The sequence below is a fragment of the Thalassobius vesicularis genome, assembly GCF_004799325.1.
GTDB lineage: Bacteria > Pseudomonadota > Alphaproteobacteria > Rhodobacterales > Rhodobacteraceae > Thalassobius > Thalassobius vesicularis.
On record NZ_SSMD01000005.1, the window covers coordinates 115463 to 138546 of the forward strand.

The following is a 23084-nucleotide window of genomic DNA, read 5'->3' on the forward strand; positions in this document are numbered from 1 at the left end:
GGTCGTAGAGGGTAAGCGCCAGAGAATCGTGCCGCGCTAATCTATTGACGAATATTGACGTTTTTATGTGTGCGTTAATCTTCGGCGTCCGTGTCCGCCGGTTTCAGCGCGGACTGAGACGCCCGCGCGCGCAGCAGCGCGGCGGCGGGGCTGTCCATGTCGGCGGTGTCCTCGACCCCGTTATCCGACGCGTGGGCAAAGAAATTATCGGGCCCGTCCTCGTCGTCCTCCTCCTGCGGCGGAGGCGGGGTGGCAACCGGCGGCTCCAGCAGGCGGGGGGCGTAATCCTCGGTGTCCGAGGCGATGCGCCGGAACACCAACACATTGCGGTAGGTCGTGGTGACGGTGGTCAGCCCGTGGCGTTCCTCCGAGGGCAGGGTCTCGGCGCGCTGGTATTCCCAGCCGTCCGCCCCCATCCGGTTCATCAGGTCCTGCAGGGCATAGGCAAACCGCGCCTCGTGCCCGCGCACGCCTCTGGCCTTCAGTCCCTTCGCTGGTGCGGGAACCACCTTGTACTCGTATTTCGGCATCTATTGTTGTCCGTGCTCAAATCACGTCAACAGTATCAGCCCTGTGGCAAAACGCAAAAGCGATCCGCCCTGCAGGGGTCACTTCTTCTGAATACCGATGGGAAGACCGACAAAATTGGGCACCGGCAGGTGGCTGTGCGCCTCCAGCATGGCGTTGACCTTTTTGGCGACGTCCGGCGGGTAGGGGACGACGCGCGGGCCGCTCATGTCGACATGCAGCGTGACGCCCTCGCCGGTGGCCGAGACCCAGCCGTCCTCGTGGTACAGCCACTGGGCAAAGTGGAATTTCTTCTGATCCGTGGCCAGCAACTGAAAGCCGACGCGCACCTTGTTGCCGACATGGATTTCGCGCAGGTAACGCACCCGGAAATCGGCCGTATAGGTGGTGTGCTGGCGCGTCGCCGCATAGTCGGGGCCAAAGCCCATCAGGATAAATGCCTCGTCCACGCCCCGGTCGAACAGGACGTTGTAATAGGCCATGTTCAAGTGTCCGTTATAGTCGATCCATTCCGGCAGCACTTCCATGACAGACGAGAGGAACGGGGCTTTGTGGGGCATCGCGGGCTTCTTTCCATTGGTGATTTGCACACCCTAAGGCGAAGCGGCCCCCCGACGCAAGAAAACGGGAGGCACAAGGCCCCCCGTCTGATGCAATTCTTGCTGATCCGGGATCAGAGGCCGAGTTTTTGCAGAACCAGCGCGTTCACGGCGGCCGGGTTGGCCTTGCCGCCGGTGGCCTTCATTACCTGACCGACGAACCAGCCCGCCAGTTTCGGGTTCTGCTGAGCCTTTTCGACCTGCGCGGGGTTGGCGGCGATCACCTCGTCCACGGCAGCCTCGATGGCGCCGGTGTCGGTGACCTGCTTCATGCCGCGCGCATCCACGATTTCCGCCGGGTCACCACCTTCGGTATAGACGATCTCGAACAGGTCCTTGGCGATCTTGCCCGAGATGTCCCCGGCTTTGATCAGCTTGATGATGCCGGCCAGTTGCGCCGGGCTGACCGGGCTGTCGGTGATATCGTGGTCTTCTTTCTTCAGACGGCCGAACAGTTCGTTGATGACCCAGTTGGCGGCCAGCTTGCCGTCGCCTGCCTCGGTCACAACCGCTTCGAAATAGGCGGCGTTCGCCACTTCGGCGGTCAGCACGCTGGCATCGTATTCGGACAGGCCGAAATCACCGACGAAGCGGGCCTTCTTCTCGTCCGGCAGTTCGGGCAGCGAGGCTTTGATGTCGTCGACCCAGGCCTGCTCGATCTCTAGCGGCAGCAGGTCGGGATCGGGGAAGTAGCGGTAGTCGTGCGCCTCTTCCTTGGACCGCATCGAGCGGGTCTCGTTCTTGTCCGGGTCATACAGGCGGGTTTCCTGCACGACCGAACCACCGGCTTCGACGATGGCGATCTGGCGGCGTGCCTCGACCTCGATCGCGGCCTGGATAAAGCGCATCGAGTTCATGTTCTTGATTTCGCAGCGCGTGCCCAGATGGCTGAAATCCTGGGTTTCCTGGTACTTCTCGTACGCACCGGGACGGCAGATCGAGACGTTCACGTCCGCCCGCAGGTTGCCGTTCTGCATGTTGCCATCGCAAGTGCCCAGATAGCGCAGGATCTGGCGCAGCTTGGTCACGTAGGCGGCGGCCTCTTCGGGGCCACGGATGTCGGGGCGGCTGACGATCTCCATCAGGGCCACGCCGGTACGGTTGAAGTCGACGAAGGACATGTTCGGGTCCATGTCGTGCACCGATTTGCCGGCGTCCTGTTCCAGGTGGATACGTTCAATGCGGACCAGACGCGCCACGCCGGGGCCCATGTCGACCAGGATCTCGCCCTCGCCCACGATCGGGTGATAGAGCTGCGAAATCTGATAGCCCTGCGGCAGGTCCGGGTAGAAATAGTTCTTGCGGTCGAAGGCGGACCACAGGTTGATCTCGGCCTTCAGGCCCAGCCCGGTGCGGACGGCCTGTTCGACACAATATTCGTTGATGACGGGCAGCATCCCGGGCATCGCCGCGTCCACGAAGGACACGTTCGAGTTCGGCTCGGCCCCGAATTTGGTCGACGCGCCCGAGAACAGTTTCGCGTTCGAGCTGACCTGGGCGTGGACCTCCATACCGATCACCAGTTCCCAGTCGTGCTTCGCGCCAGCGATCACCTTGGGTTTCGGGGTCTCATAGGTCAGGTCCAGCATCGCATCCGTCCTTTGTCACGGGAATTGACCCGCGTTCTAGGACAGGGGTGCAAAAGGGGCAAGAGGGGCGATGCCCAAATGCCCGTTCGCTTAGGCGCGTGGCTGGATTTGAGGGCCGTTTTCGCCAAAAACCACGCGCGCACCGTTGCGGATTTCGGTTTCGAAATGTCGCGCGATGCGGCGGAACGCGCTTCCGCGGCCTTTTTCGGCGAGGGACTCGTTATAGGTCAGCTCGTGCTCGTCCATCGAATCCCTTTCGGCAAGGGCCCAGACCAGCGGGTGCACTTCGCGCAGGTGGTCCGCCAGAATCCAGTCGAACGCGCCGCGCAACGCCTCGATCTGTGGCTTATAGGCCGAGCCGCGCAGCCGCGCCGTGTGCATGGTGACGGCACAGAAGGCCGCGAACAGGTTGGCGGTGTGTTGGTCCTGACGCCGTTCCAGGATGTCGTGCATCCCTTCGATGAACATGTCGGTTTCCAGCAGGTTCAGCACCTCGGGGTCCAGCCGCAGGGCGTCCAGACAGGTCCAGGCGTAGCCGCCGGCGCCCCAGACATCCTCGGTCAGGGCGGCCATGCGGCGGGCCTGCACCTCTAGCTGTTGATACGATCCGAACCAGCGCGGCAGCATGAACCGCCCAAAGGCGCGCATGTGGCCGGGGTTGTGCGGGTCCAGGTCGATCAGGTCCTCGTAATCGTCCACCACGCGCGATTGCGGGTTTTGCTGGGCGGGCAGCATGGCGCAGCGGGCGGCGGCCAATGCAGGGCTGTTCTGTTCGAACGCGTCAAAGCGGTCCAGGATTTCCTCGGCGCTGGACATCAGCGCGTGAAAGGCGCGGGCCCGCGGTTTCGAGGGTTCCGAGGACGGCTCGATCCCGTGGAACGCCCAGGCCAGATCCTGCAACGCGTGCAAAACGACCAGCGCGACACCGTAATCGTTCGGAGCGTCCTCCAGCGCGTATTCCAATTGGGTCAATGCGGGCAGATCCTCGATATCCGAGGCGTCGATCCGACCGGCGCGGATCTGGCGGATCAGCGGCTCAACCACGTCCGAGCGCGCGCCATAGGACAGCAGATCGCTCAGCGGCATGTCAGCGGCGGTGCGGGCGCGTTTGCGGTCGTGGTTGCGCAATTCGGCGCCCAACTCCTCCCACATGTCCTGACGCGCCAGGAATTGGCCACGCGAGATGACGTATTCACGGCGCGACTGTTCATGGCTGGTATCCATGACCGGGATATCCAGCGCCCGTTGCAGACGGATCGGCATCGGGCCGGGGGACGATTCCTGTATGGGCTTGGCCGGGGCTGCGTCGACGACCCGGGCCGAGCGTCGCAGCAATCCAACCGAGCCCAATCCAAAACCGGAGCCTCTGGTGAACAGATGTTTCATGTGTGGTCAGTGCGTGTCCAAAAGTGCATTGGACCGATATGACCGCAGCTTTCTGTCCGAATAATGGCCAGTTCGGGCTGGTTTTGGGGAAATGCCGTGTGCTGGGTGGCGTCTGGTCGCCATAAGGTAGAGTGGCCCTAGCGCCCCCCGGTGACGTCAATCAGCGCGCGGGTCACGTAGGACGAGTGATCCGACAGCAGCCACAGAATGGCATCCGCCACCTCTTGGGCCGAGCCTGATCGGCGCATCGGCACCATGTGCGACAGGCGGGCCAGGCGGTCGGGCTCTCCGCCTTTGGCGTGGATTTCCGTCTCGATCAGGCCGGGACGGACGGCGTTCACGCGAATCCCCTCGGGCGCCAACTCATCCGCCAGACCCAGGGTGAACGTGTCGATCGCGCCCTTGGTGGCGGCATAGTCCACGTATTGGTTGCCCGACCCCAGCCGCGCAGCGGCCGACGACACGTTGACGATATGGCCGGACTGTCCGCAGCGCCGCATGTGGGCAACGGCCCCTTTCGCCACCAGCATCGCACCCACGACGTTGACGGCAAAGATGTTGGTCAGCCGCTCGGCCGTCAGATCGGCGATCGAGGCGGTCGGCCCCACAACACCGGCGTTGTTGACCAGATGGATGGGGCAGGCGGGGTCGATCTCGCTAAACATCCGGTCGATCTGCTCCGGCTGGCCGACATCGCAGCGGATGATCTGGGCGCGCTGACCTGCGGCCTTGACCGCTGCCGCCGTTGCCTCGGCCCCCGCGCGGTCGCTGTTATACGTCAGAATGATGTCATGGCCGCGCTCGGCCGCCATAACCGCGCAAGCCGCGCCGATACCCGCGCTACCGCCGGTGATAAGAATGGTGTGATGTGACATGATCTTCTCCTCCCAAATGGGAGTTTCAGGTCAGTGTGATCTTGGCGTCAACCCGGATTGGTCGCCCATTGAACCAGCGGCGCAATACCGGGGCTGCGGGCAGGCAGGTCAGAGGCAGTTGCACCTTGCGCCCGCCGGACAGTTCCAGATGCGGGGCGCGCGCATAGAAGGGCGCAGCCCGTGCGCCCACGGCGCGGATGCCCGTCAGCGGAAAGGTCCAGTGCTTTTGCCCGTAATAGACGTTCAGATGCGTGTCCGTCATCCACGCGCCCGAGCTTTTGCGGTTCAGCAATTCACGCAGGAATGCCGCGCTGGCCAGCGCCACTGTGCCGATCAGCAGGATCATCTGCCAGTCGGGCAACACGCGCGCCATGATGAACATCACGCCCCACGCCAGCAGCAACGTAACGCCGCCAGCGATGTGCAATGGGTCCAACCCGCGCCAATGATATTCCGCAATCCTGTTCATGACTTCAGTATGACGCCTGAGGAATGGCAAAAATACGGTTAACAACCGGCCGCATCGGTCACTTCCGGTGTTTTTTCCGTGTCCTGTTGCGCGCAGGCTTCAGTTCGATTGCGTATGGTCCTCAGGCAGTTACGCCTTTCGTATACGTTCGACCATTTCGCGGGTGTCGCGGCTGAGGGTGTCGATTTCCAGGATGCGGTCCAGCTGTGTCGCGATCAGCGCCTGCCGGTCCGCATCGTAGCGCCGCCACGTTTCGAAGGCCGAGCACATCCGCGCCGTGGTCTGCGGGTTCAGCGGGTCCAGCTGGATCAGCCAGTCGGCCAGCAGCGCATAGCCCTTACCGCTGGCGTGGTGGAACCCGGCGGGGCTCATGGCCAGTGCGCCAAGGGTGGCGCGGAACCGGTTGGGGTTCTTCATCGTGAAGTCGGGGTGCTGCGTCAGCGCGGCGGTGACATCGGCGGCCTGATCGGGGTCGGCCTGCACGATCTGCATGGTGAACCATTTGTCGATCACCAGCCGGTCGTGTTTCCACCGCTCATAGAAGGCTTTCGTGGCTGCCTGACCCTTGCCCGCCGACAGCAGGCAGCCAAAGGCGGCCAGTTGCTGGGTCATGTTGTCGGCCGCGTCATATTGCTTTTGCGCTTGGGCTCCGCCGTCCAGTCGGCTCAGCAGCGCCAGTGCCGCATTCGCCAGCGCCCGCGCGCCGGATTGCTCGGCATCGGGCTGAAAGGGCGCGTCCACCTGGTATTGCGCGTAGATCCGGGGCAGCAGGTCTTGCATGTGCTGGGCGGTGGCCTGGCGCAGGGTTTCCAGCGCCTGCCAGATCGCTTGCGGATCGGGGATCTCGCCCAGATCGACCAGCGCCTGAGCCAGATCGTCCTGGCTGGGCAGGCCCATCGCCAACGCGCGGAAGGCCGGGTCTTGCGCATCGTCGCGCACGACGGCCGTCAGAGCCTCCAGATAGGCCATGTCGGGCGCGGCGCTGTCGCGGATCATGTGCAGCAGCCCGTCGCGGGCCAGCGCACGGCCGGATTCCCACTTGTTGAACGGGTCGGTGTCATGGGCCAGCAGAAAGGCGCGTTCCTCGTTCGTGGTGTCTCGCTGCAAGATCACCGGGGCCGAGAAGCCGCGCAGGATCGACGGCACCGGACGCACCGCCAGCCCGTCGAAGGCAAAGCTCTGCTCGGCCTCGGTCATCTCCAGCACGGTCGTTGGGACAACCTCGTCGCCATTGGGGTTCAGCAGGCCCACGGCGATGGGGATCACGCGGGGGTCTTTGACCGGTTGGCTGGGCGTGGGCGGCGTGGACTGGCGGAACGTCAGGGTATAGGTGCCGTCGGCATACTCCTCGCTGACCGACAGGCGCGGGGTGCCGGCCTGCGAATACCAGCGTTTGAACTGGCTCAGGTCGCGGCCGGTGGCGTCCTCGAACACCTGTAGCCAATCCTCGATCGTGGCGGCGTCGCCGTCGTGGCGGTCGAAGTACAAATTCAGCGCGTTTTCGTACGCTTCGTCCCCGACCAGCGTCTTCAGCATCCCGATCAGCTCGGCCCCTTTTTCGTAGACGGTGGCGGTGTAGAAGTTGTTGATCTCGACAAAGCTCTCGGGGCGCACGGGATGCGCCAGCGGGCCGTTATCCTCGCGGAACTGGCGGGCGCGCAGCTGGATGACGTCGCTGATCCGCTTCACCGGGGCCGAGCGCATGTCGGCGGTGAACTGGCTGTCGCGGAACACCGTCAACCCCTCTTTCAGGCACAGCTGGAACCAGTCGCGGCAGGTGATGCGGTTGCCGGTCCAGTTGTGGAAATACTCGTGCGCGATGATCGCCTCGATCCGCTCGAAATTCATGTCGGTCGAGGTGTCGGGCGAGGCCAGAACGCAGGAGGAGTTGAAGATGTTCAGCCCCTTGTTCTCCATCGCGCCCATGTTGAAATCGTCCACCGCGACGATGTTGAAGATATCGAGGTCGTATTCGCGGCCATAGACATCTTCGTCCCATTTCATGGACTTCTTCAGCGCCTCCATGCCAAAGGCGCACTTATCCTCGTCACCGGGGCGGACCCAGATGTTCAGCTCGACTGGCTTACCGGATTTGGTGGTGAATGTGTCGGGGTGGTTCAGCAATTCGCCTCCAACCAGCGCGAACAGGTAGGCCGGTTTGGGCCAGGGGTCGTGCCATTCGGCCCAGCCGTCGCCCTGCGCCACCGGGTTGCCGTTGGACAGAAGGACAGGCAGGTCGCCCTCGATGCGGACGGTGAAAACACTCATCACGTCGGGACGGTCGGGGTAATAGGTGATCTTGCGGAAGCCCTCGGCCTCGCACTGTGTGCAGTACATGCCGTTGGACATGTAAAGCCCTTCCAGCGCGGTGTTGGTTTCGGGGCTGATCTCGACCTCGGTCTCGAACACGAACGGAGCGTCGGGGACGTCCAGCCGCAGGCCGGTCGGCGTCAGCTCTGGTGAGACCGCGGCCCCGTCCAGTTTCGCGTCAATCAGGCTCAGCTGCTCGCCATGCAGAAAGAAGTCGCGCGATTGCGCCGCCGGGTTGGGCCGGAACGCGATCCGGCTGATGACGCGCGTCGCGGTCGGGGCCAGACGGAATGTCAGGTGCACCGAGTCCACGATGAACCCGAAGGGCTGGTAGTCGGACAGGTAGATCGTCTGCGGTGCGGCGTCTTTCATCGTGGTCTCCGGTCTGGTGTCGGCCAGACGTTAGGACGCCGGGCAGGGGGCTTCAATGGCGGATGCGCATCCCTTTTCGTGGCGCGGGTTGCGGCTAGATCTGCTGTGAACGGGCCAGAATGGGGGGAATGCCGGTGAAACAGCGTAAGAAAGCGGATTTGCCGACGAAAATCTGCGTCACCTGCGGACGACCGTTTGCGTGGCGGCGAAAATGGGCGAAGGTCTGGGATGAGGTGCGCTATTGCTCGGACCGGTGCCGGCAGGCGCGCGGAACCGCGCGAAACGGCACATGAGCGGGATTGTTTTAAGATTTTTGAAGCATCTTCGGCTAAATTGGTAATATTATTTGACCACTCTTGTTGCCTATAGGAAACTTCCGTTCTATTGAGAAACACGACTCAGGGAAATCAGGGGGACGAGATGACGATCCGGATCGAAAAATACGGGCTTCAGGTGGCGGAACAGCTGGTTGCCTTCGTCGAGGGCGAGGCGCTGCCGGGCACTGGCGTTCAGGCCGATGCCTTTTGGGCTGGCCTGTCTGCGCTGGCGCATGAGCTGGGGCCGAAGAACCGAGCCTTGCTGGAAAAGCGCGAAGCGTTTCAGCAGAAACTGGACGATTGGCACGTCAAGCATCGCGGCAAACCCCATGATGCCGCCGCCTACACCGCGTTTCTGAACGAGATCGGCTACCTGGTGCCCGAAGGCCCGGAGTTCCAGATCGAAACCGCGGGTGTCGACCCCGAGATCGCCGAGGTTCCCGGCCCCCAACTGGTGGTTCCGATCACCAACGCGCGCTTTGCGCTGAATGCCGCGAATGCGCGGTGGGGGTCTTTGTATGACGCCCTTTATGGTACGGACGCCTTGGGCGATCTGCCGACGGGCAAGGGCTATGACGCCGGGCGTGGCGGACGCGTGATCGCCTGGGGCCGTCAGTTCCTGGACGATGCGGTGCCGCTGGCCTCGGGCTCGTGGTCGCAGATCGCGGGTATCGCGGTCGAGGGCGGAAAGCTGGTGCCGGAACTGGCGCAGCCCGAGGGGTTCCTGGGCTACCAGGGCGACGCGGCCAAACCGACGGCCATCCTGCTGCGCCATAACGGGCTGCATATCGTCATCGACATCGACCCGACTAGCCCGATTGGCAGCGGTGACGCGGCGGGCATTTCGGACATCCGTCTGGAATCCGCCATGTCCACCATCATGGACTGCGAAGATTCAGTCGCCGCCGTGGATGCCGAGGACAAGGCGCTGGCCTATCGCAACTGGCTGGGCCTGATGAAGGGCGACCTGACCGAGACCTTCGAGAAGGGCGGCAAGGCGATGACCCGCCGCATGGCCCCTGACCTGAGTTTTACCGGGGCGGACGGGCAGCCGCTGGTGCTGAAGGGGCGCTCGCTGATGCTGGTGCGCAACGTGGGGCACCTGATGACCAACCCGGCGGTGCTGGACCGCGACGGGCACGAGATCGGCGAAGGGCTGATGGATGCGCTGTGCACGACGCTGATCGCGATGCATGACCTGCGCAAGACCGACGGCGCGCGCAACTCGCTGCATGGTTCGGTCTATGTGGTGAAGCCCAAGATGCATGGGCCGGAAGAAGTGGCTTTTGCGGACGAGATTTTCTCGAAGGTCGAGGACATTCTGGGCCTGCCGCAATACACCGTCAAACTGGGCATCATGGACGAAGAGCGCCGGACCTCGGCCAACCTGAAGGAATGCATCCGGGCGGCAAAGCACCGGGTGGCGTTCATCAACACCGGGTTCCTGGACCGGACGGGGGACGAGATTCACACCTCGATGGAGGCGGGGCCGTTCCTGCCGAAAGGCGAGATGAAAACCACCCCGTGGATCCTGTCCTACGAGGATCGCAACGTGGATATCGGCTTGGCTTGCGGCCTGCAGGGCAAGGCGCAGATCGGCAAGGGCATGTGGGCGATGCCCGACATGATGGCGGACATGCTGAAGGCCAAGATCGGCCATCCGATGGCGGGTGCGAACTGCGCCTGGGTGCCGTCGCCCACCGCCGCCACGCTGCATGCTACGCATTATCACAAGGTCGACGTGAAGGCGCGTCAGGCCGAGATCAAGGCAGGCGGGCCGCGCGGCACGCTGGCCGATCTGCTGACGATCCCGGTCGCGACGGGGCGCAACTTCAGCGACGAGGAAATCACCCGCGAGATCGAGAACAACGCGCAGGGCATCCTGGGCTACGTGGTGCGCTGGGTGGACCAGGGTGTCGGGTGCTCGAAAGTTCCGGATATCCATGATGTCGGGCTGATGGAGGACCGGGCGACGTGCCGGATTTCCTCGCAGGCGCTGGCGAACTGGCTGCATCACGGTGTGGTCAGCCAAGAGCGGGTGATGGCCGCGATGCGCAAGATGGCGGCCGTCGTGGACCGTCAGAACGCGGGCGATCCGTTGTATCGGCCGATGGCGCCGGGCTTTGACGGGATTGCCTTTCAGGCGGCCTGTGATCTGGTGTTCAAGGGGCGGGTTCAGCCTTCGGGCTATACCGAGCCGGTCTTGCATCAGCGGCGGCTGGAATTGAAGGCGGCGGACTGAGAACTGGGGGTTTTGCACCCCCAGACCCCCGCAGGATATTTGGAAAAAGAAGAAGGGATGAGGCGATGGCCGGGATTTCGTTGAGCAAGGCGCGGGTCATGATCCGCAAGGCGCTGGAAAAGGGGCGCGAGGCCGGGATGAAGCCGCTGAGCGCGGTGGTGTTGGATGCGGGTGGTCATGTCATCGCATTCGAGCGCAGCGACGGTGCGGCGCCGGGGCGGTTCGCAATCGCGCAGGGCAAGGCCTATGGTTGCGTAATGCTGGGCATGGCGGGCAAGGCGCAGATGGCGCGGGCCGAGGCGCAGGCCTATTTCATGGCGGCTGTGAACGGCGTCTATGGCGGCCAAGTGGTGCCGGTGCCGGGCGGTGTTCTGGTGCGCGACAAGAAGGGTGCGATCCTGGGCGCGGTTGGCGTGACCGGCGATACCTCGGACAATGATGCGATTGCGGCGCTGGCCGGGATCGAGGCGGCGGGTCTGGTCGGCGAGGCGTGAGCCTGCGCAAAACCAAGGCAAACGGCGGCTGGCTGTGCGTCACCGCGCAGGTTTCTTGTTTTGTAACCCTTTTATTGCATATAAACTGGGCGACAAAGGCAGGAATAGGCGCGACATGACCCGTCCCATCGTTGGTATCATCGGCAATCACCATCTGATCAATGACACCTATCAGGTGCATGCCGGGGGTGTGATGAATACTGAGGCGGTCTCGTGCGTGTCTGGCTGCCTGCCGATGCTGATCGCCTCGGACCCGCGCTATGTCAACGTGGCCGAACTGCTGGAGGCCTGCGACGGTTTCGTGCTGACCGGCGGGCGGCCGAACGTCCACCCTGAGGAATATGGCGAGGCCGAGACGCCCGCGCATGGGGCGTTCGATCGCAACCGCGATGCCATCACCCTGCCGCTGGTTCGCGCCTGCGTGGAGCGGGGGCAGCCTTTTCTGGGGATTTGCCGTGGCTTTCAAGAGGTGAACGTGGCGATGGGGGGCTCTTTGTACCCCGAGATCCGCGATCTGCCGGGCCGGATGAATCACCGGATGCCGCCGGATGGCACGCTGGAGGAAAAGTTCGCCCTGCGCCACAAGGTGCGCTTCACCGAAGGCGGGCCGTTCCATCGCTTGATGGGCGCGCAAGAGGTGATGACCAACACGCTGCACGGGCAGGGGATCAAGCAACCCGGCGCCCGCATCGTCATCGACGGATATGCCCCCGATGGCACGCCCGAGGCGATCTATGTCGAGGGGGCCAAGGGCTTTACCATGTCGGTGCAGTGGCACCCGGAATGGGATGCGGCGAATGATCCGGTTTCACGCCCGCTGTTCACCGCTTTCGGGCAGGCCGTGCATGACTGGGCCGCGCGCAAATCCGGGCGGGTGCTGAAAAGCGCCTAAGCCGGGTGCAGCAGCCGCGCCTCGTATTCGCGCAGGCAGCGGCGGGCGGTATCACCAAAACTATCAGGATCGGCGCGCAGTTCGGGGAAGAGGGCGAACAACTCTTCTCGGGCCGCGCCCATGACGCCGTTCAGGCCGTATTGGCCGGGGTGGAAGCTTTCGCTGGGCGCGCCCTCGGCAAAGATGATTTCGTGCCGGTCGAACAGGATGTGGACATAGTCGATCTCGTCCTTCGCCACCTGCCGGACCGAGCGCCCGTTGACCAGATGCCGTGCGGCGACCAGCACTTCGGGCGTGTCGAACAGCAGCGTCGCGGTGGCCGAGCGGTGCAGCATCCGGTGCTGCGGGGAAACGAACAGGGGCCGATCATTGCCAAAGGTGCCGGGCGCAAACCGGATCGGGGCGAATTCGCCGGTGCCCGGAACGCGCCGACGGCCCGCCCAGCGAACCGGCTGGACGCCATTGTCGCGGGTAATCACCAGATCGCCCGCGCGCAGGGTCTCGATCGCCCTTGGGCCGTGGGGCGTTTGGATTCGGGTGCCGGCCTTGAAGCAGATGACGACCGACTCGATGTTTTCAAAGGTGACGACGGTGCCGTCTGCCAGGGTGACCGAGCCGGCCAAGTTGCCGGGGTCGGTACTGGTGTAGTTGATCGAGCCCCAGTCGATGGTGCCGCCGAAATCCAGCGTGTCGCCATCGCCTTCGCCGCCTTCGCCCCCGTCGATGGTGATCGTGCCGCCGCCGCCGGTTATGTGAAAGACATCGTCGCCCTCGCCACCCTGGGCGATGTCGCCGCCGCCCAGAAACAGCGCGTCATTGCCTGCGCCGCCTGTCAGGATGTCCGCACCTGCGCCGCCGGTCAGGGTGTCGTCGCCCGCGCCACCGCTGAGGATGTCGCTGCCGGCCCCGCCCGAGATCACGTCGCTGCCATCGCCGCCCTCGATCACGTCGCTGCCGTCGCCGCCTTCGATCGTGTCCGCGCCTGCGCCGCCGTCGATATTGTCGTCGCCGGTGCCGCCGTCAATCAGGTCGTCGCCGTCGCCCCCCTCGATCACGTCACTGCCCGCGCCGCCCAGAATTGTGTCGTCGCCCGTGCCACCGTACAGGGAATCGTCGCCGCCCGCACCGTCGAGGTAATCGTTCCCCGCGCCGCCGTAGAACACGTTGGTCCAGTCCGCGCCTTGCCCGTCATAGCCGACCAGCGTGTCGTCCCAGTCCGAGCCGATGATGCCGTCCAGCCCGCCTGCCAGCGTGTCGCCGGTCGCGTGGCCGCCGCTGGCGGTGCCTGCGCCCAGGTCGATGTTCACGCCTGCGTCGGACTCGGAATAGTCCAGGAAATCCATGCCCGCGCCGCCGCTGAGGCGGTCGCCCCCCGCGCCACCCGCCAGCGTGTCATTGCCGTCGCCGCCGATCAGCGTGTCGCTGCCTTCGCCGCCCATCAGGCTATCCGCGCCGCCGTCGCCGGAAATCCAGTCGTCGCCCGCGCCGCCGTCGATGGTGTCGTCGCCGGGGGTCAGCGGGATCGTGTCGAAATGCACGTCCGAGATCGCCAGCGCCTGTCCGTTGCCGTAGCCGTTCCCGTAATGGATGGTGATCGAATGCACCGGCCCCGGGATCGTCACCAGAACCGAGCCGTTCTGATCGGTGAAGTAGTTCGGCGTCAGCGTCGCGGTGATGACGTTACCGTTGATGTTGTCGTCGCCATTGCCGCTTAGCTGGATCGTCACCGGGTTGCCGTTGGCGTCGATGGCGGTGATCGTGATGATGTCCTGCCAGCTGTTGGCCGACCCGTCGATGTCGTTGATGCGGAAGGTGACGTTCTCGACGTTGTCCGAGTAGCTGTCGGGCTGGTTGGTGTCGAAGGTGATCGTCGTGGTCGAGGTGTCGCCCACCCCCGAGCCGGTCAGCGACAGGGTCGAGTTCGGGTCGAACGGCTCGCCCGTGCCGACATAGTTGGAGCCGGTGCTTTCCACCGTGATGCCGGTCGAGTTGCCGTCATCGGTAAAGCCGACCGTGACGTCCATGACTCCGGTGCTTTGGGTGAACCCGCCCGAGATGTCCTCTTCGTCCGCGCCGGCATCGCTCCAGTTCAGCGACTCCGAGGTCGCGCTGGCGTCATTGATCCCGTCGCCTGAAATGCTGTCGTCGCCTTCGCCGCCCAGGATCGAGTCCGCGCCACCCCCGCCCGAGATCGTGTCATCCCCGGCGCCGCCATCAACGGTGTCGTTGCCATCCCCGGCCGCGATGGAATCCCCCATGCCAGCCGGGCCGGTGCCCTGACCGCTATCGACCTGATCGCCGTCGGTATCCAGATACGAGCCGTCGATCACATCATCGCCGCCGGTGCCTTCGACAATCCCGTCTGCGGGCGGATATTGCGGGTGATCGTTCACCTCGGCGCTGTTCATCCGGCGCGGAAAGGTGCTGGGCACGAAATAGACGTTGCCGTCGGTCGCCTCGTAATAGGTGCCGGTCAGGTTGTAGTCGGAGACGTTGTAATGGCGGTACAACTCTCCGGTGAAACTGACAGAGCCGGTGCCGATGACAGAAGCCGTCGAGAAGCTGTAGGCTGATGTGCCCAGCGTGTCGCCGGAATCCAGCGACCCGTCCCCCAAGGAAATGAGGTATCCGGTGGGCATGTGACTGCTCCTGCCTGTGGGGCGGAAAATGCCCCCTACTACTCTGACTTGTTTGCGTCATCTGTCGGACGCTTGGGGAACACCTTACGGCACTTCCACCGTTCGGGCAAGCAAAGCAGTCGGGGGCGGCCTCAGGTCAGCAGCGGGAATTGGTCGGCCAGCGGCAGTTTGCGCGCACGGGTCCCCGTCAGGTCAAACAGGGCATTGCCAAGCGCAGGCATCGACGGCGGCGTGCCGGGTTCCCCGATGCCCGAGATATGCGGCTTGTTCTGCAGGATGCGCGTCTCGATCCGGGGGGTGGTGTGGATGCGCAAGGCGTCCTGATCCGGGAAGTTCAGCTGCTGCGCGGCCCCTTGTTCAAAGGTGATCTGCCCGTGGAGTGCTGCGGACAGACCGTAGATCAGCGCGCCCTCCATCTGGGTCTGCACGATCGACGGGTCCAGCGCGATGCCGACATCCGCCGCGATCCAGGCGTTGGCGATGCGGATTGTGCCGCCCTCGTCGACGACCTCGATCACCTCGGCGACGGGGGTGCCGAAGGACCAGGTAAAGGCCACGCCCCGCCCGACATTGGCGGCGGTCTTGCCTGTCCAGTTGGACATGTCGCGCACGGCCTCCAGCACGGCGGCAGAGATGGGGTCTTCGTCGCGCATCAGCTCCAGCCGGAACTCCAGCGGATCACGGCCGGCGGCATGGGCCAGCTCGTCGATAAAGGTCTCGTGGAAGAATCCGTTGTAGGACGCCCCGACCGAGCGCCAGAAGCCGACCGGCAGGTCCAGATCGGCGATATGGCCGCGGATGCGGTAATTCGGGATGCGATAGGGCTGATCGTAGGCGCCTTCGACCAGGATCTTGTCGGGGCCGCCCATCGGCAGGCCCATCATGCGCCCCCCGGCCTGCACCATCGCGGATTGCGCGGCAATATGGCCGTCCATCACAACAGCCTTGCCATCCTTGACCGCGCCACGAAAGCGCGCCATCGCGCCGGGGCGATAGAAATCGTGGGTCATGTCCTCTTCGCGCGACCACATGAGTTGTACGGGAACGCCCGGAATTTGTACGGCCAGACGGGTGGCGTATTGGGCATAGTCGACTTCCCCGCGCCGTCCGAACCCGCCACCCATCCAGGTGGTGTGGACGGTGACTGCGTCCGAGGACAGCCCGGCGATTTTCGCACATTTGTCGCGCACGATGATCGGCGACTGATTGCCCGCCCAGATCGTCAGCTGATCGCCGTCAAACAGCGCGGTCGCGTTCATCGGCTCCATCGTGGCGTGGGGCAGGTAGGGCAGGTGGTACTCGGCGGTAATCTCGGTGGACCCGGCGGGCAGCACATCGGCATCCCCATCATCGCGCAGGGTCGAGTTCGCGCTGTCGTTCAGCGCGGCGCGGATGCGGGCGTCAATCTCCTTCATGGTTGCCGGATGCGGCGAGGCGGCCCAATCGACCGAGACAGCCTCGACCGCCTGCATAGCCAGCCAGGAGTTGCGGGCCACAACGGCGATGGCGTCGCCCAGATCATAGACGCCTTCGACGCCGGGCATCGCTTTTGCGTCCGAGGCGTCAAAGCGCTGCATCGCGCCGTTCAGGTGGGGATTGGCGCGCAGGGCGGCGAATTTCATGCCGGGCACGCGCACGTCCAGTCCGAAGGTCGCGGTGCCGGTCGACTTTGCCAGCATATCCACCCGCGGGATCGAGCGGCCAAGCTGTTTCCATTGCTCCCGCGGGCGCAGCGGCACTTGGGGCGCCTCCAACTGGGCGGCCGTGGGGGCCAGCTCGATATAGGACAAACGGCTGCCATCGGGGGCGATGACATGGGCGTTTTCGGTTTTCAGCTGCGCCACGGGGACGCCCAGCCGCTGCGAGGCGGCCAGTTTCAGCGCCTCGCGGGCCGAGGCCCCGGCGGCGCGCATCTTCTCGAACGCGTCCACGGTCGAGGTTGAGCCGCCGGTGATCTGCAGCGACAGCAGCTTGCCGACCTGGCCGATCTGGTTGCCCAGACCATGCTGGAACTCGCTCATCGCGTATTCCTTGAATGGCAGAGAACTGCCCAGAACCGCGCCGTTGAAATAGGCCTGCGCGGCGGGGCCGTGGCGGGTGGTGACCTCGGCCATGTCCACGTCCAACTCTTCGGCGACCAGCGCGGCCAGGGTGGTGTGGACGCCCTGACCCATCTCGGCGCGCGGGGTGATGATGCTGACGCCGGATTGGTCGATGATGATGTAGGGGTTCAGCACCGCCTCGCCCTCGGCGGGGATCAGCGGGTTCGGCGACGGGGTTTTGACCTTGTAGACGCCAAAGGCCACGCCCCCGGCAATGGCGGCAGAGCCGATCAGAAAGGCGCGGCGCGTCAGTTTTCCCAGGCTTGCCATGGATCAGGCCTCCATCATCTTGGCTGCGTCGTGAATGGCGGCGCGGATGCGCGGGTAGGTGCCACAGCGGCACAGGTTGCCCTGCATCGCCTCGTCAATCTCGGCGTCCGAGGGGGCCGGGTTCGTGGCCAGCAGCGCGGCGGCCTGCATGATCTGCCCGGACTGGCAGTAGCCGCATTGCGCGACCTGATGCTTGACCCAGGCCGTTTGCAGCACGTGCAGGGCATCGGGGGCACCCAGCCCTTCGATCGTGGTCACCTCGCCCCAGACATCACCCAGCGAGGTCTGGCACGAGCGCACAGCCTCTCCGTCGATCTGCACGGTGCAGGCCCCGCAGGCCGCGACGCCGCAGCCGTATTTGGTGCCCGTCAGGCCCAGTTCGTCACGCAACACCCACAGCAGGGGGACATCGTCGGGCAGGTCGACCTGATGGGTCTGGCCGTTGATCGTCAGGGTGGTTGGCATGGCTTCCTCCGTGCGTGAGTTGACGCTCTGACAAAATCTAGTGAAAGTGTCATTAATGTCAATTGACGTTTTTGCGGAATTTTGTCAATTTGTGCAAATGCAAGAGATCGCAGCGAAAATTCCGGGGACCGACGCCAAGCAGCAGGCCATTCTGGCCGCCGCTTTCGAGGCGTTTCGCCTGTACGGGTTCCGGCGCACCTCGATGGAGGACATCGCGCGCGGGGCGGGGATGTCGCGCGCGTCGCTGTACCTGCATTACCGCAACAAGGAAGACATCTTTCGCTCGCTTGCGCAGGGGTATTACGACATGGCCGCAGCGCAGGTGAGCGAGGTTCTGGCGCTGGATCTGTCGCCCGCCGAGGCGCTGGAGCGTGCGTTCCACACCCAGGCCGGGCCGGTGTTCGAGGCGCTGTTGTCCTCGCCGCACGGGCAGGAATTGCTGGACACGAAATACGCCCATACCGAGGACATCATCGCCGCCGGCGAAGCGCGGTTGGCGGAGATTTACGCGGACTGGCTGGCGCGGGCTGAGCGGGCGGGGCGGGTGAACTTGTCCGGGTTGGGCGGCGAGGCCTTGCCTGTGGCCCGCACGATGCTGAGCGCGCTGCACGGGGTGAAGGCGTCCTTGCCGGGGGTGAGCGAGTACAAGGCGTCGATCTCGCGCTTGGCGCTGATGTTCGCGCGGGCGTTGGCCGGGTAGGGGGCGCTGCCCCCGCCGTTGAAAATCCGAAGATTTTCAACGACTCCCCCGGGATATTTTCAAAAAGAAGAAGTCAGAGCGTGGTGCGCAGTTCCCACAGTTCGGGGAACAGCTGGGTGTCCAGCATGCGGCGCAGGTAGGAGGTGCCGCTGGTGCCGCCGGTGCCGCGTTTGAGGCCGATGACGCGCTCGACCGTGGTCAGGTGGTTGAAGCGCCAGCGGCGGAAATAGTCTTCGAGGTCGACCAGTTTTTCAGCCAGTTCGTACAGTTCCCAGTGATTTTCGTACGCCTCGTAGATATGGGCCCAGGCGCGTGTGACCTCGGGCGAGGGGGCGTAGGGCTGGGCGGCGTCGCGGGTCAGGATGGCGTCGGGCAGGGGGACGACCTGATGCAGATGCGACAGGGCGACGTCGTAGAGCGAGGGGCGGGTCAGTTCCTGTTCGAGCTGCGCCAGAAGGTCGGGCCGGTGGGCGTGCGGGGCAAGCATCGCAGGATTGCGGTTGCCGAGGATGAATTCCACCAGCCGGTATTGATGCGACTGAAAGCCCGAGCTTTGGCCGAGAGCGGCGCGGAAGCGGGTGTAATCCGACGGGGTCATCGTGCGCAGCACGTCCCAGGCAGAGTTCAGTTGCTCGAAGATGCGCGCCACGCGCGAGAGCATCTTGAAGGCCGGGCGGAAGTCGCCCTTTTGCAGTGTGGCGCGGGCGGCGGTGAGCTCGTGCAGGGCCAGGCGCATCCACAGTTCCGAGGTCTGGTGCTGGATGATGAACAGCATCTCGTCATGGGCGTCCGAGCGGGGGTGCTGGGCGCTGAGGATCGGGTCCAGCTGCAGATAGTCGGTATAGCTCATGCGGCCGTCGAACTGCATCTGCGCGCCTTCCTGAGCGGGGTTGTAGGGGGTGTTGGTCATCGGTTTGCCTGTCGGAAGAAGGGGGGAATGGGGCGTGCGGCGCGTCAGGTGACGGCGGCGCGGACCTTGAAATCGGGGTGATCCCAGAGCGCGTTGGTCATCACGTCCTCGATGATTTCGGCGGCGCGGATCACGTCGGTTTCGTCGACGTACAGCGGGGTGAAGCCGAAGCGCATGATGTCGGGGGCGCGGAAGTCGCCGATCACGCCCTGGGCGATCAGCGCCTGGATCGCGGCGTAGCCGTCGGCGAAGCGGAAGGACACCTGGCTGCCGCGCGCGTTCGGGTCGCGCGGGGTGGCGAGGGTCAGTTGCGGGCAGCGGCGCTCGACTTCGTCGATGAACAGGGTGGTCAGCTGTTGCGACTTGGCGCGGACAGCCGGCATGTCGGTCAGATCCCAGATATCGAGCGCGGTTTCCAGTGCGGCCAGGGCCAGCACGGGCGGGGTGCCGACGCGCATCCGTTCGATGCCTGCGCCGGGGCGGTAGGATTGTTCGAACGCGAAGGGGGCGTCGTGGCCGAGCCAGCCCGACAGGGCCGGAGCGGCGGTGTCGGCGTGGCGCGGGGCGACATAGATGAAGGCAGGGGCGCCGGGGCCGCCGTTCAGGTATTTATAAGTGCAACCGACTGCGAAATCGGCCTTGCAGGCGGCCAGTTCGACCTGCGTGGCGCCGGCGGTGTGAGCCAGATCCCAGACGGTGATCACGCCCATTGCGTGGGCCTTGGCGGTCAGGGACTGCATGTCGTGCAGACGGCCGGTGCGATAATCGACCTCGGTGATCATCAGGACGGCGACGTCTTCGGTGATATTGTCCGCGACATCCTCGGGGGCGACGACGCGCAGTTCATAGCCGCGGTCCAGAGAGGCGATCAGCCCCTGCGCCATGTACAGATCCGAGGGGAAGTTGCCGCTGTCCGACAGGATCACCTTGCGGCCCGGTTTTGCCAGCCCAAGGGCCGCGGCCAGCGCCTGGTAGACCTTGATCGAGAGCGTGTCGCCCATCACGACGCTGCCCGGTTCCGCGCCGATCAGGCGGGCGATGCGGTCGCCGATCTGGCGGGGCTGGTGCATCCAGCCGGCCTTGTTCCAGCCGGTGATCAGCATCTGGCCCCATTCGGCGCGCATGACCTGCTCCATCCGGGCGGGGGCGGCCTTGGGCAGCGGGCCAAGGGAATTGCCGTCGAGATAGATCACGCCCTGGGGCAGATCGAACAGGGCTTTGGTGGCTTGGAAATCGGTCATCGCGTGTCTCCTTTGACGCGGTCCTAGCGGAGATCGCCCGGACCGCGCCAACGAAACTTTTTGACCACCCCATCAAGGAATGTGATGGCAGGTATCAGACCTTGCCGCCCGCGATCTGGATTTCCTGGCCGTTCACGCTGCCGGACCCCGGCCCGCACAGCCACAGCGCGGCCTGCGCGATCTCGGAGGCGTCGATCAGCCGCTTGTGGCGGTTGGCGTTGACCATGACCTTGAGCGCGTCGTCGGCGCTCATGCCCGAGCGTTCCTGGATCGCGTCCACGTTGCGGGTGATGATGTCGGTGGCGACATAGCCCGGGCAGATCGAGTTGAATGTGTAGTTCGAGCCCATGAAATCCTCGGACAGGGAGCGGATCATGCCGATCACCCCGTGCTTGGAGGCCGAATAGGCCCCGGCACCCGGCAGGCCGCGCACGCCCGCGATGGAGGAGATCGCGATCACCCGGCCCCAATCGGTCTGGGTCATCGAGCGCAGCGCCTCGCGGATGGTGAAGAACGCGCCATCCAGGTTGGTCGCCATGATCTGACGCCAGAAATCGGTGTCGGTCTTGTGCAGCTTGCGGCCCTCGGCGATGCCCGCGTTGGCGACGACGATCTGGATCGGTCCGCGCGCGGCGACGGCGGCGTCGATCACGTCACGCACGGCGGCCTCGTCGGTCACGTCCATCACGGCGGGGTACATGTTCTCGCCCGCGACTTCCTCGAGCACGGCCATGCGGCGGCCGGTGATGGTGACCTTGGCGCCCTGCGCCGCCAGCGCCTGCGCGATGGCCAGCCCGATGCCGGTGCCGCCGCCGGTGACCAATGCGTGTTTCCCTGTCAGGGTCATGTGTCCTCTCCTCCCGTTAGACGGGGCCACGATAGGCGCAGGCGCGCGGCTGTCCAGCGCGCCGTTCCGTCATTTTGGCATGCGCCTGCATGCAGGAGTGCTTTACAAAAGTATTCGCATCTGTGAATTTGTTATTCAGCCTTTGAGGGAGGACCTTTCATGAAACGATTTCTGATGACGACCGCCTTGTGCCTGTTGGGCACCAGCGTTTTTGCCAGCGAGGACATTGCCGATCAGTACCCGCAGTCCGAGCTTTATTCGAAACCGGTCGAGGTAATCCCCTACGTGTTCACGGCGATCGGGGCGACCGCGCCGCCGACCTATGAAAACAGCGGCCACAACAACAACCTGTCCTTTGTCGTCACCGGCGATGGGGTGCTGGTGGTCAATGGCGGGGCCTCGGCCCGGTTGGCCAAGGCGCTGCATGACGAGATCAAGGCCGTGACCGACCAGCCCGTGAAACTGGTGATCAGCGAGAACGGGCAGGGGCACGCGGTCCTTGGCAACTCGTACTGGGCGGATCAGGGCGTCGAGATCCTGATGCATGTCGATGCCGAGGAAGAGATCAAGGCGCATGGCGACCAGATCCTGATCGGCATGGAGCAGTACAACAAGGACAAGGCCGAGGGCACGCGCATCGTCATGCCCACCCGCACCTTCGAGGACGAAGAAATCGTCCAGATGGGCGACGTGGAATTCCACGTCCTGCACCTGGGTCCTGCGCACGGTCCGGGGGATACGCAGGTGTGGATTCCGCAGTGGAGTTTCATGATCGCGGGCGACATCGCGTTCCATGAACGGATGCCTCCGATCTTTCAGGACACCTGCACAAGCTGCTGGATCGAGACCTGGGAAACGAAGCTGGAACCGCTGAATCCCACCTACCTGATCCCCGGCCACGGCCACCCGACCAACCTGGCGCAGGTGCGGCGCTACACTCACGACTATCTGGTCGATCTGCGAGAGAAGATCCGTGCCCATATCGACGATGGCGGCGATCTGGCGGGCGCCTATTACGTGGATCAGGAACGCTGGCGCAACCTGGACACCTTTGACGAGCTGGCCACCAAGAACGCCGGCCGCGTCTTCGAAGAGATGGAGTGGGAATAACCCAATTCGGCGCGTCGCTTGTCCGGCGTGCCGGGAAAACCCCTGTCACGTCCAACGCGGCATCTTTTCGGTAGCATCTGAAAGATTCTGTAACAGCTAAAAGATGCCGCATGGAAACCCCATAAAGTTGATGGCATTTTGCGGCAGCGTCGCTTTGGGCGCACAAGGTGATTCCGGCTGATGCCGGGATGGATCAAGGACCAGGACCGCGATGTTGAAATGGCTCGATATTCCGCCGGTTTGGCTGTTGGCCGCGGCCGTGTTGGCCTGGGTGCAGGGGACATACTATCCCCTGGGCTTCAGCTTTGGCGGGGTCTGGGCCGATTTTCTGGGCGGTATTCTGGTTGGGGGCGGCATTCTGTTGATGCTGCTGGCGTTCGTAGAGATGCGCAAGCACCGCACCACCATCATTCCGCATCGCGATGCCGATACGATGGTGCAGTCGGGCATCTTCTCGCGGACGCGCAATCCGATCTACCTGGGTGATGTTCTGGTGCTGGCCGGTTTGGTTCTGCGTTTCGACGCCGTGTTGGCGCTGCCCTTGGTACCTTTGTTGCTGTGGCTTCTGGAACGGCGATTTGTCATACCAGAGGAGCACAGACTGAGGATCAAATTTCGTGCTAATTTTGCACGGTACTGCCAAAAGACGCGCCGTTGGATTTGACTTGCCAGTCGGTTCGGTGCATCTGGGGCGGAATGCTTGCGCAATAATATTGCGCGGCAAATG

General features: G+C 64.2%; 20 protein-coding genes. 7 read left to right on the forward strand and 13 right to left on the reverse strand.

Annotated features, from left to right (window positions below):
• Positions 1–74: 74 nt before the first annotated feature.
• From E7681_RS11590 to pepN, 7 genes are all read right to left on the reverse strand, one after another.
• The gene (locus E7681_RS11590) at positions 75–530 is read right to left on the reverse strand and encodes a DUF4177 domain-containing protein (RefSeq protein WP_136339463.1); all 456 of its coding nucleotides are present in this window, start codon (positions 528–530) and stop codon (positions 75–77) included.
• A 78-nt stretch (positions 531–608) separates the two neighbouring features.
• On the reverse strand, positions 609–1088 hold the full coding sequence (locus E7681_RS11595) for a thioesterase family protein (RefSeq protein WP_136339464.1): 480 nt from the start codon (positions 1086–1088) through the stop codon (positions 609–611).
• A gap of 113 nt (positions 1089–1201) precedes the next feature.
• A complete protein-coding gene (gene gatB, locus E7681_RS11600) occupies positions 1202–2716 on the reverse strand; it encodes an Asp-tRNA(Asn)/Glu-tRNA(Gln) amidotransferase subunit GatB (protein ID WP_136339465.1) in 1515 nt (504 codons plus the stop codon).
• Between the two features lie 90 nt (positions 2717–2806).
• The gene (locus E7681_RS11605) at positions 2807–4102 is read right to left on the reverse strand and encodes a hypothetical protein (RefSeq protein WP_136339466.1); all 1296 of its coding nucleotides are present in this window, start codon (positions 4100–4102) and stop codon (positions 2807–2809) included.
• Between the two features lie 137 nt (positions 4103–4239).
• A complete protein-coding gene (locus E7681_RS11610) occupies positions 4240–4977 on the reverse strand; it encodes an SDR family oxidoreductase (RefSeq protein WP_136339467.1) in 738 nt (245 codons plus the stop codon).
• 25 nt (positions 4978–5002) lie between these two features.
• A complete protein-coding gene (locus tag E7681_RS11615; RefSeq protein WP_136339468.1) occupies positions 5003–5446 on the reverse strand; it encodes a hypothetical protein in 444 nt (147 codons plus the stop codon).
• A gap of 129 nt (positions 5447–5575) precedes the next feature.
• Positions 5576–8128: an aminopeptidase N gene (pepN, locus tag E7681_RS11620; RefSeq protein WP_136339469.1), complete on the reverse strand. Its 2553-nt coding sequence runs from the start codon at positions 8126–8128 to the stop codon at positions 5576–5578.
• A 128-nt stretch (positions 8129–8256) separates the two neighbouring features.
• On the opposite strand from pepN, the gene E7681_RS11625 reads away from it, so the two are divergent.
• The 4 genes from E7681_RS11625 (at position 8257) to E7681_RS11640 (ending at position 12073) form a co-directional block, all read left to right on the forward strand.
• The gene (locus tag E7681_RS11625) at positions 8257–8421 is read left to right on the forward strand and encodes a DUF2256 domain-containing protein (protein ID WP_136339470.1); all 165 of its coding nucleotides are present in this window, start codon (positions 8257–8259) and stop codon (positions 8419–8421) included.
• A 127-nt stretch (positions 8422–8548) separates the two neighbouring features.
• Positions 8549–10687, forward strand: a complete 2139-nt coding sequence (locus E7681_RS11630) for a malate synthase G (RefSeq protein ID WP_136339471.1) — start codon at positions 8549–8551, stop codon at positions 10685–10687.
• Positions 10688–10752: 65 nt separating this feature from the next.
• A complete protein-coding gene (locus E7681_RS11635; protein WP_136339472.1) occupies positions 10753–11181 on the forward strand; it encodes a GlcG/HbpS family heme-binding protein in 429 nt (142 codons plus the stop codon).
• 115 nt (positions 11182–11296) lie between these two features.
• Positions 11297–12073, forward strand: a complete 777-nt coding sequence (locus E7681_RS11640; RefSeq protein ID WP_136339473.1) for a gamma-glutamyl-gamma-aminobutyrate hydrolase family protein — start codon at positions 11297–11299, stop codon at positions 12071–12073.
• On the opposite strand, the gene E7681_RS11645 is transcribed toward E7681_RS11640, so the two are convergent.
• The 3 genes from E7681_RS11645 to E7681_RS11655 all read right to left on the reverse strand — a co-directional run bounded on the left by E7681_RS11645 (position 12070) and on the right by E7681_RS11655 (position 17549).
• Positions 12070–14712 (reverse strand): Hint domain-containing protein, encoded by a 2643-nt coding sequence (locus tag E7681_RS11645; RefSeq protein WP_136339474.1) that lies wholly within the window; start codon positions 14710–14712, stop codon positions 12070–12072. The genes E7681_RS11640 and E7681_RS11645 overlap by 4 nt on opposite strands.
• Before the next feature lie 131 nt (positions 14713–14843).
• On the reverse strand, positions 14844–17084 hold the full coding sequence (locus tag E7681_RS11650; protein ID WP_136339475.1) for a xanthine dehydrogenase family protein molybdopterin-binding subunit: 2241 nt from the start codon (positions 17082–17084) through the stop codon (positions 14844–14846).
• Between the two features lie 3 nt (positions 17085–17087).
• Positions 17088–17549 carry a (2Fe-2S)-binding protein gene (locus E7681_RS11655; protein WP_136339476.1) on the reverse strand — a complete coding sequence of 154 codons (462 nt, stop codon included), beginning with the start codon at positions 17547–17549 and terminating at the stop codon, positions 17088–17090.
• Positions 17550–17646: 97 nt separating this feature from the next.
• Here E7681_RS11655 and E7681_RS11660 point away from each other — a divergent pair, with 97 nt between their 5' ends.
• Positions 17647–18249 (forward strand): TetR/AcrR family transcriptional regulator, encoded by a 603-nt coding sequence (locus E7681_RS11660; protein WP_136339477.1) that lies wholly within the window; start codon positions 17647–17649, stop codon positions 18247–18249.
• A gap of 73 nt (positions 18250–18322) precedes the next feature.
• Here E7681_RS11660 and kynA read toward each other — a convergent pair whose 3' ends face one another.
• The 3 genes from kynA to E7681_RS11675 form a co-directional block, all read right to left on the reverse strand.
• On the reverse strand, positions 18323–19159 hold the full coding sequence (gene kynA, locus E7681_RS11665; protein ID WP_136339478.1) for a tryptophan 2,3-dioxygenase: 837 nt from the start codon (positions 19157–19159) through the stop codon (positions 18323–18325).
• Positions 19160–19203: 44 nt separating this feature from the next.
• On the reverse strand, positions 19204–20400 hold the full coding sequence (kynU, locus tag E7681_RS11670; RefSeq protein WP_136339479.1) for a kynureninase: 1197 nt from the start codon (positions 20398–20400) through the stop codon (positions 19204–19206).
• 94 nt (positions 20401–20494) lie between these two features.
• Positions 20495–21247: an SDR family NAD(P)-dependent oxidoreductase gene (locus tag E7681_RS11675; RefSeq protein WP_136339480.1), complete on the reverse strand. Its 753-nt coding sequence runs from the start codon at positions 21245–21247 to the stop codon at positions 20495–20497.
• A 159-nt stretch (positions 21248–21406) separates the two neighbouring features.
• Between E7681_RS11675 and E7681_RS11680 the strand changes: the two genes are divergently transcribed.
• Both E7681_RS11680 and E7681_RS11685 read left to right on the forward strand, forming a co-directional pair.
• A complete protein-coding gene (locus E7681_RS11680; RefSeq protein WP_136339481.1) occupies positions 21407–22357 on the forward strand; it encodes an MBL fold metallo-hydrolase in 951 nt (316 codons plus the stop codon).
• 211 nt (positions 22358–22568) lie between these two features.
• Positions 22569–23021 (forward strand): methyltransferase family protein, encoded by a 453-nt coding sequence (locus E7681_RS11685; RefSeq protein WP_136339482.1) that lies wholly within the window; start codon positions 22569–22571, stop codon positions 23019–23021.
• Positions 23022–23084: the final 63 nt, after the last annotated feature.